Origin of the sequence: Micromonospora sp. NPDC023633 (genome assembly GCF_040640035.1) — a bacterium.
Lineage (GTDB): Bacteria > Actinomycetota > Actinomycetes > Mycobacteriales > Micromonosporaceae > Micromonospora.
Genome location: NZ_JBFABB010000260.1, coordinates 1 through 2,699 on the forward strand (window position 1 = coordinate 1; position 2,699 = coordinate 2,699).

Consider the following 2,699-nt stretch of genomic DNA (forward strand, 5'->3'; position numbering starts at 1 on the left):
CCTGGCCACACCGCTGCATGGACCGCCGATCCTGGCCCAAGCCGACACCGCGCTCATCGAACTGCTCAGGAGGTAGCCGCCCGAGCCAGGCCGACGCCGACCTCTCCGCCGACGCGATGACAGGTTGCTCCACCGTCCACCGGTCGAACTCGTGAAGACCAGGACCAGGGAGCGCCGGCGATCCTGCCTCCCATTCAGGACCGTCGAAACACCCGACGTAGTGACAGCTGGCAGATCTGGAGCGCTTGACGCGGGATCAAGAGACCACAATGCCGCTTCATCCGGGATGCAGATGAAGCGGCAGGTCAGAGCGTTCCACAGCCAACAGCCCAACGGCCGACGGTCCGTGCCCGGTACCGCCAACAAAGATCATCCGTTACCGGATGTTACCGCCGTTACCCGAGAAGATCTTCATCTCCTCAGGTCAACCGGTCGGGACGGCCGGATTCGAACCGACGACCCCTTGACCCCCAGGACGATTTGGTAAGCGTTCCCGCACGTCACACACGCTATCCCCAAGATCAGGCCGTGCGGTCGACGTCGTGCCGCGCACCATCGCGCAGGTCGTGTGGTCCCCACTTGGTCCCCGGGACGCTGACACGCTCGACGACCTCAGCACGCGGTTTAGGAAGGCGACAGCGGCGGTGTGACCACTGTGGCCGCAACCTGGGCGGGCCGGCTACTTACCGGCTCCCCGGGCCAAGATCATTGCACGTACTCTGCACGAGCTGCGGGCGCCCGAGGACGGCCGGAGGCCGCCCGCAGGGCAGGCCGCGAGCGCGACGGCTATCCCTGACTTGCAAGGATCAAGACTGCTGTCGGCTGGCGTCGGTCGGTACCGCTGACCTGCGCGAGTCGTCGGCCGGTGTAGCTCTCCCCCGGCCCGTGTCGGCCGGCTTGGCTGTACTGATGGCTGTACAGCCAAGCGGCGTCCTACTCGTCGAGGGGTTCGTCACTCCACCGGAACGACGCCTCACCGCCACGAATGTGAAGGATGAAGTCGGCGACCTCCTGGCCGTCCGGCTTGACCAAAGCGACCGTCCGGCAGATCTGAGCCTGGACCGCCTCCCACGTGTCAACGTCCAGGTCGCCGGTCGAGTCCACCAACTCGACCTCGCGCTGGAAGAGCGGCGCTAGCTCGGCAAAGCCCGGTTCTGGTTCAAAATGCCCTGCAACCCAGGGCTGATCGACACCGTGCACGCGAATCTGGGCGACGACCTCCCCGCCTCGACGGAGCTGCCAGAGCTGGGCGTCCTTATGGTCATCGGGCATGGCCGAACCCTAGAGCACCGTCAGTTTGGAAGATCGTTCTTAGCTGACCTGATCCGTCCGGAACGCCTGGTCAGCGGGGGTGCCGTCGCGCCCGATCATGACCGCTGTTGACCGTCTGGGACACCGGCTACTGGCACATGACTGGCACGGCTGCGCGGTGGGTGCGCTGTTGTCCGGCGGCTTACGGCTTACAGCCCCCGGCCTTCGGGCCGCGGGCGGCTTTCCGTGTCGCCGGCTCTCCGCGCGCCTGGACCCCGGTACCCGGTGGCAAGCCGCGAAGCGGCGCGGCAGCGATCGCCCTGACCTCGACGGCGGCCAACCGCCCTCGCGATCGTTTTGTCGGGCAACGTCGGCGTCGGTGGGCGGGCTTGGCTGTACGGATGGTTGTACAGCCAAGCCCAACTGTCAGCTTGGGAATTGTCAATGCGAGGTTGGCCAAGGGCTCCGCAGCCTAGTCTCTCCGGTCCTCGGTGGCCTGGCTTACCACTGGTTCGCCTCCGCCAATGGCACGCTAATGGCACGTGGTCGGCATGGTGGCTACGAACGGAGGAAGTGGCTGAGATCAGCAGCACAGCGGGTCATCTCCTCACCGGCTTCGAGGACGAAGACTGCTCTGGCGGACCAAGCCGTGTCGTCTAGGTCGAGGCCGGGAGCCCGGAGAGTTACACCGAGCGAGACGCAACCTCGGCCGTCGTGCCGAGCATCGATTGCAAGCTCGCGCTCCCAAGACGTCCAGGTGCGGACGCCGTTCCAACCTTGCCAGTCAGCCGCGAGCCCCTGCACAAAGCCGGACAGGGTCGCATCAAGGTCGAAGAATTGTCCGTCGATCTTGGCGACCGTCGACGCGGTCAGGCCGTCGTCGTGCAGCTCCGTCGCGATGGTATAGACGTAGCCGTCACCGTACGGATCTTGCGGGGGATGGACAATCCACCGTTGGCCGCTGAAGGGCTGCAAGACGAACGCTTCGCTCATAGTGGCTCGCAGTATGCACACTCGCCGGGGGTCATGGCCTCCGTGTTTCCAACGGCACGGCGACCGAGGGATTATGAGATCAAACTGGCCGCCCCGCCGACCTGGTCACATGATGGTCTAGCAGCGGAAACACCTCTCGGCATCTCACACTGCTCCCCCGCTGTCCGCCGACCTCTTGCGGACTAGATGCGGACTGTTACCTGCCACGCCTCGCTCGCGGCATCACGTCCCGTCGCAGGGCCCTCATCAGGGCTGCGTGTCGATTGGTGCCACCACGTGGCATGAGTCGACGGGCGTACAGAGTCGCTACAGATCTTGAATGGCCAGGTTCGTCCGATGTGGTCTGTGTGATGGGCGTGTGCTGGGGTAGGTCGATGGGATGAGGTATCCCGATGGAGGTGGGTTGTCCGCCCGGGGGCGGGCGAAGCGTGAGGCGGTGCGGCGGCAGGCGGCCG

2 protein-coding genes are annotated in these 2,699 nt (G+C 65.5%); both read right to left on the reverse strand.

Going from position 1 to position 2,699, the window contains the following annotated elements:
• Nucleotides 1-933: 933 nt before the first annotated feature.
• Nucleotides 934-1,272 carry a hypothetical protein gene (locus AB0G13_RS34490; RefSeq protein ID WP_357883835.1) on the reverse strand — a complete coding sequence of 113 codons (339 nt, stop codon included), beginning with the start codon at nt 1,270-1,272 and terminating at the stop codon, nt 934-936.
• A gap of 537 nt (nt 1,273-1,809) precedes the next feature.
• Complete coding sequence (locus AB0G13_RS34495) at nt 1,810-2,244, reverse strand: DUF6228 family protein (RefSeq protein WP_357883837.1); 435 nt, start codon at nt 2,242-2,244, stop codon at nt 1,810-1,812.
• Between the last annotated feature and the right edge of the window lie 455 nt (nt 2,245-2,699).